Consider the following 6225-nt stretch of genomic DNA (forward strand, 5'->3'; position numbering starts at 1 on the left):
GGACAGAGGGGGGCAACGCTTGATACCAACCTTCGGCTCTTACCATCTCGCCAATGTTCGCCTTCATCGCTCACTGGCACCAGGCCTTTCCGCGCCCTTCGATGCTGACGGCTTCGGGCTTGCCGACATCGCTGTGGCCGACGGGAAGATTTCCAGCATCACCGCGCATGGCCGATCCGCCGATGCGATTGACCTCGCCGGCCGTATAATCCTCCCATGCTTCGTCGACTGCCACACGCATATCGACAAAGGCCATATCTGGCCGCGGAAACCAAATCCCGATGGCACCTTCATGGGCGCGCTGAATGCCGCCGGAGCCGATCGCGTGGCACGCTGGAGCGCCGAGGATTTGGCGCGGCGGATGGATTTTTCACTGCGCTGCGCCTACGCCCATGGCACCCGGGCGCTGCGCACCCACATCGACAGCGTCGCGCCGCAGGAGGAGATCTCCTGGCCAGTGTTCGAGACGATGCGCGAGGCATGGTGCGGCCGTATCGAATTGCAGGGCGCCTGTTTGCTCGGCATCGAAGGCGTGCGCGACAAAAAGTGGTTCGACAGACTGGCAAAAAGGGTTGCCGCGGCAAAGGGCGTGCTCGGTGTCGTCACCTATATGGTGCCGGACCTCGAAGAACTGCTCGACCATGTCTTCGCGCAAGCGATCAAGCATGGCCTCGATCTCGATTTCCATGCCGACGAGACCGATGATATCTCCGCCATATCGTTGAAGAAGATCGCCGAGGCCGCTCTCTGGAACGGTTTCGAAGGAAAGATCCTCGTCGGCCATTGCTGCTCGCTCGCGCGCCAGCCGGACCTCGATGTGCTCGATACGCTGGACAAAGTGGCGAAGGCCGGGCTCGCCGTCGTCTCGCTGCCGATGTGCAATCTCTATCTGCAGGACCGGCGCGGCGACCAAACCACGCCGCGCTGGCGCGGTGTGACGCTGCTGCACGAGATGAAGGCGAGGGGCATTCCGGTGGCAGTCGCTTCCGACAACACGCGTGATCCCTTCTACGCCTATGGCGATCTCGACATGCTGGAGGTCTACCGCATGGCGACGCGCATCCTGCATTTGGACCATCCGGTCGCCGACTGGCCGCAAGCGGTCACCGCGACGCCGGCCAAGGTGATGCGGCTTGATGGCTTCGGCACGCTTGCCGCCGGCGGCGATGCCGATTTCATCCTGTTCAAAGGCCGAAGCTGGACGGAATTGCTCTCGCGACCCGAATCGGATCGCATCGTGGTGCGCGGCGGCAAGGCGATCGACCGGCAATTGCCCGACTATGCCGAACTCGACGAACTGATGGTGGGATAATGGACGTTTCGGCGCTCAAACGCGATCTCGAAGGCCTGAAGGTCGACGACAATCCGGCCATCGTCCAGCAGAAGAGCCGCGATTTCTACTGGTACAGCCCGGTGTTGAAGCAGCAGTTGGACCATGTCACCGGCGACCTGATCGTGACGCCGAAGAACGAGGCCGAACTGATCCGCGTGCTTGCCGCCTGTCACCGCCATGGCGTGCCGGTGACGCCGCGCGGCAGCGGCACCGGCAATTACGGCCAGGCGATGCCGCTCTCCGGCGGCGTCGTGCTCAACCTTGCCGAGATGAACGAGATCAAGTCGATCGCGCCAGGTCGCGTGGTGACCGGGCCGGGGGCCATCCTGGCCGATATCGACAAGGCAACGCGGGCGCATTCCGGGCAGGAACTGCGGCTGTCGCCGTCCACCTACAACACCGCTTCGATCGGCGGCTTCATCGCCGGCGGTTCGGGCGGCGTCGGTTCGATCAATTTCGGCGGCCTGCGCGATTTCGGCAATGTGCTGCGCCTGCGTGTGGTGACGATGGAGGCCGAACCGAAAGCGCTCGAACTCACCGGCGAGGATCTGCACAAGGTCACCCACGCCTATGGCACCAACGGCATCATATCGGAGGTCGAGATGCCGCTGACCGCGGCCTATGAATGGATCGATGTCATCGTTGGCTTCGACGCTTTCATGGATGTCGCCCGGTATGGCAATGCGCTGGCATGTCAGGACGGTATCCTGACCAAGCTGATCACGCCGATAGCCGCACCCGTGCCGCAACTCTATTTCAAGCGGCACCAGAAGTTCCTCCGGGAAGGGCAAAGCATCTGCGTCGTCATGGTGGCGCGGCACGGGCTGGACGCTTTCCTTGCCTTCACCCGCCGTGCCGGTGGCGAGGTGATCTACAATGCGGCCACGGCGACGCCGGACGAGAAAAAGGGCCTGCCGCCGGCCTATGAATTGGCCTGGAACCACACCACGCTGAGGGCGCTGCGCGTCGATCCTTCGATTACCTATCTGCAGTCGCTCTATCCCTTTCCCAACCAGCTGGCGCTGGTCGAGAAGATGGATGCGATGTTTCCCGGCGAGGTGTTCTCGCATCTGGAGTTCGTACGGCTGGACGGCAACATCACCTGCTTCGGCCTGCCGCTGGTCAAGTTCACCACCGAGGCGCGGCTCGACGAGATCGTGCGTCTGCATGAAGCGAATGGCTGCCCGATCTTCAACCCGCATCGCTACACGCTGGAAGAGGGCGGCATGAAGCAGACCGACGCGGTGCAGCTTGCCTTCAAGCGCGAAACCGATCCGCAAGGCCTGCTCAACCCCGGCAAGATGATCGCCTGGGAGAACCCGGACTATGACTACCGGTCGGGCCGGACATTCCTTTTCAAGGGGCTGCAGAGGGCAAGCTGATGACCAGCGTGTGGCGCTGCACCCCCCTCTGGCCTGCCGGCCATCTCCCCCTCAAGGGGGGAGATCAGACTGCCGCGCTGCTTTCGCTAACCATCAACGTCGCAGATAGGCAGCAACGCGGAAACCGCCAATCTTCCCCCTTGAGGGGGAGATGCCCGGCAGGGCAGAGGGGGGTGCCTCGCGCTGACCTGCAGGATGTCCTCCGATGAACATCCTCGTCCTTTACGCCCATCCGGTCGAGACCAGCTTCAATGCCGGCCTGCACCGCATGATCGTAGAGCGGCTGACAGCGGCGGGCCATGCGGTGGACGACTGCGATCTCTACGCGGAGGATTTCGATCCGCGGATGACGCGCCAGGAAAGACTGGACTACCACAGCCAACGCGGCGCCGCTGACGCTGCCGCGCCTTATGTCGAACGCCTGCTGCGCGCCGATGCGCTGGTGCTTTCCTATCCGGTCTGGAACTATGGCTTTCCAGCGATCCTGAAAGGCTTTTTCGATCGCGTCTTCCTGCCCGGCGTGTCGTTCAAACTGGTCGATGGCAAGGCGCAGCCGTCTCTGCACAACATACGCAAGGTTGCAGCGGTGACCACCTATGGCGGCAGCCGGTTCCGCGCCATGCTGATGGGCGATCCGCCACGCAAGCTGATCAAGCGCATGCTGCGCGCCACCGTAAAACCGGGCGCGCCGGTGAGCTATCTCGCGTACTACGCGATGAACCTGTCTACCGACCAAACGCGCAAGGCCTTCATGACCAAGGTCGCGGCCAGCATGGATGCCTTCTGATGCGCGCGCTGGTGGTTTACTGCCATCCGGTGCCCGAGAGCTTTTGCGCGGCCATCCGCGACACCGCCGTGGACGTGCTGACGCGACGAGGCTGGGAGGTGCGGCTGCTCGACCTCTATGCGGAGAAATTCGACCCGGTGATGGGCTGCGATGAGCGGCGCTCCTACAATGACCAGGCGCCGCAGGACCCGGCACTGAAGCCGCACTTCGAACTGCTCAACTGGGCCGAGGCGATCCTGTTCGTCTATCCGACATGGTGGTACGGGCTGCCAGCGATGCTGAAGGGCTGGCTCGACCGGGTGTGGGCGACGGACGTCGCCTTCAAGCTGCCGGCCGGCAAGGGACGGATCAAGTCGCTGATGACGCATGTGACCAAGGTCGGCGTCATCACAACCTGCGGCGCGCCGACCTGGTGGAGCGTCGTCGTCGGCCAGCCGGGACGCAAGACCCTGCTGCGCGGCATGCGGGCGCTGTGCGCGACGCGCTGCCGGACGTTTTTCCTGGCGCACTATCTGATGGATGCCTCGACGCCGGCAACGCGGGCGGCGTTTCTGGCGAAGGTGCGGGCGAAGTTGGAGCGGTTTTGAGGGAATTGGCGTCCTTCTCCCCGCTCCACGGGGAGAAGATGCCTGCAGGCAGATGAGGGGCAGCACGAACATTGCAGAGGTTGGCGCCGCCCCTCATCCGGCCCTTCGGGCCACCTTCTCCCCGTAAACGGGGCGAAGGAAGAGGGGTGCTACATCCTTGTCCGTTCTGACTTCGGATCATACATCGGCTTCAGCGACGCTTCCGCCGCAAAGCGCTCGCCGGCGATCTCGATCTCGTAGGTTGAGGCCAGCACATCCGCCTCGCTCTCGCCCTTGCAAGGCACATAGCCCAGCCCAACGGCGCCGCCGAGATGATGGCCGTAATTGCCTGAAGTGATCGGGCCGACGATCTTGCCGTCGCGCAGGATCGCCTCGTTGTGGAAGAGCAGGGGCTCTGGATCCTTCAGACGGAACTGAACGAGCCGGCGTGACAGGCCGGCTTCCTTCTTGCGCAGCACGGCTTCGCGGCCGATGAAGTCGCCCTTGGCGGTCTTCACCGCGAAGCCAAGGCCGGCTTCCAGCACATTGTCTTCATCGGTGATGTCGTGGCCGAAATGCCTGAAGGCCTTTTCGATGCGGCAGGAATCCAGCGTGTGCAGGCCGCAGAGTTTCAGGCCGACATCCGCACCTGCCTCCTCGATCGCCTCGAAGACATGAGCCGCCTGGTCGGTCGAGACATAGAGTTCCCAGCCGAGTTCGCCGACATAGGTGACGCGATGCGCGCGGGCCAGGCCCATGCCGATCTCGATCTCCTGGAACGTGCCGAACGGATTTTTATCATTGGAAAAATCGTTGGGGCTGACCTTCTGGATCAGCTTTCTCGCGTCCGGGCCCATCAGGCAGAGCACGCTTTCGGCCGCCGTCACGTCGGTGATGACGACGAACTCGTCGGCGACGTGCTTGCGCAACCAAGCCAGGTCGCGCTGCAGCGTGGCGCCGGGGACGACGAGGAAGAAAGCCGTTTCCGACAGCCGCGAGACCGTCAGGTCGCTCTCGATGCCGCCGCGCTGGTTGAGCATCTGGGTGTAGACGATCTTGCCCGGGGCGACGTCCATGTCGTTGGCGCATAGTCTTTGCAGGAAGTGCCGAGCGTCGCGGCCCTCGACACGGATCTTGCCGAACGAGGTCATGTCGAACAGGCCGACGCCATTCCTGACCGCGAGGTGTTCTTCGCGCTGGTTGTCGAACCAGTTCTGGCGCTTCCAGGAATAGCGGTATTCGCGCTCCTGGCCCTCGCGTGCGAACCAATTGGCGCGCTCCCAACCGGCGACTTCGCCGAAAACGGCGCCGCGCGCCTTCAGATGCTCGTGCAGCGGCGAACGCCTGACATTCCTCGAGGTCGCCATCTGGCGGTAGGGGAAATGGTCGGCATAGAGCAGGCCGAGCGTTTCGGAGACGCGCTCCTTGAGGTAGCGGCGGTTCTTCTGGAACGGCTGTGCGCGGCGGATGTCGACTTCCCACAGGTCGAAGGGGGCTTCGCCATCGTTGATCCACTGCGCCAGCGCCATGCCGGCGCCTCCGGATGAGACGATGCCGATCGAATTGTAGCCGGTCGCCATCCAGTAGCCGGCCAGTTCCGGCGCCTCGCCGAGATAGTAGCGGTCGTCGGGCGTAAAACTCTCAGGACCATTGAAGAAGGTGTGGATGCCGGCGGTCGCCAGCATCGGCATGCGGTTGACGCCCATTTCGAGGATCGGCTCGAAATGCTCCATGTCCTCAGGCAGTTGGTCGAAGCAGAAATCCTCGCTTATGCCGTCCATGCCCCACGGCTTGGCCACCGGCTCGAAGGCGCCCAGCATCATCTTGCCGGCGTCTTCCTTGTAGTAGGCGCACTCATCGGGCACGCGCAGCACCGGCAGACGGGTGAGGCCGGGGATCGGTTCGGTGACGAGGTAAAAATGCTCGCAGGCGTGCAGCGGTATGGTGACGCCGTTCTGCGCTCCCAGTTCGCGGGCCCACATGCCGGCGCAGTTGACGACGATGTCGGCCTCGATCGTGCCTTGCTCTTCGCCTTGCGCCCAGGACACGCCGGTGACGCGGCCGGCCTTGCTGTGGACCTTGGTGACCTTGACATTCTCGACGATGGTGGCGCCGCGCTGGCGCGCGCCCTTGGCCAGGGCCATGGCGATATTGGCG

Annotated in this window: 5 protein-coding genes; 4 read left to right on the forward strand and 1 reads right to left on the reverse strand. The window is 63.5% G+C overall.

The features are described 5' to 3' along the window. Positions 1-19: 19 nt before the first annotated feature. From EN964_RS21085 to EN964_RS21100, 4 genes are all read left to right on the forward strand, one after another. Positions 20-1312, forward strand: a complete 1293-nt coding sequence (locus EN964_RS21085; protein WP_127268480.1) for a cytosine deaminase — start codon at positions 20-22, stop codon at positions 1310-1312. Further along, the gene (locus tag EN964_RS21090; protein WP_127268479.1) at positions 1312-2715 is read left to right on the forward strand and encodes an FAD-binding oxidoreductase; all 1404 of its coding nucleotides are present in this window, start codon (positions 1312-1314) and stop codon (positions 2713-2715) included. The genes EN964_RS21085 and EN964_RS21090 overlap by 1 nt, the downstream gene beginning before the upstream one ends. A 205-nt stretch (positions 2716-2920) precedes the next feature. Next, positions 2921-3502, forward strand: a complete 582-nt coding sequence (locus tag EN964_RS21095) for an NAD(P)H-dependent oxidoreductase (protein ID WP_127268478.1) — start codon at positions 2921-2923, stop codon at positions 3500-3502. Continuing rightward, positions 3502-4089, forward strand: coding sequence for an NAD(P)H-dependent oxidoreductase (locus EN964_RS21100; RefSeq protein WP_127268477.1), 588 nt, complete (start codon positions 3502-3504; stop codon positions 4087-4089). The genes EN964_RS21095 and EN964_RS21100 overlap by 1 nt, the downstream gene beginning before the upstream one ends. A gap of 149 nt (positions 4090-4238) precedes the next feature. On the opposite strand, the gene EN964_RS21105 is transcribed toward EN964_RS21100, so the two are convergent. Beyond that, on the reverse strand, positions 4239-6225 hold a 1987-nt coding region (locus EN964_RS21105), incomplete at its 5' end, for an FAD-dependent oxidoreductase (protein WP_164775911.1).

Source organism: Mesorhizobium sp. M7A.F.Ca.CA.001.10.2.1 (assembly GCF_003998575.1).
Classification (GTDB): domain Bacteria; phylum Pseudomonadota; class Alphaproteobacteria; order Rhizobiales; family Rhizobiaceae; genus Mesorhizobium.

Coding starts and splice junctions, on each gene's coding strand:
- EN964_RS21090 (WP_127268479.1), top strand. CDS start 1,312: ATGGACGTTTCGGCGCTCAAACGCGATCTCGAAGGCCTGAAGGTCGAC.
- EN964_RS21095 (WP_127268478.1), top strand. CDS start 2,921: ATGAACATCCTCGTCCTTTACGCCCATCCGGTCGAGACCAGCTTCAAT.
- EN964_RS21100 (WP_127268477.1), top strand. CDS start 3,502: ATGCGCGCGCTGGTGGTTTACTGCCATCCGGTGCCCGAGAGCTTTTGC.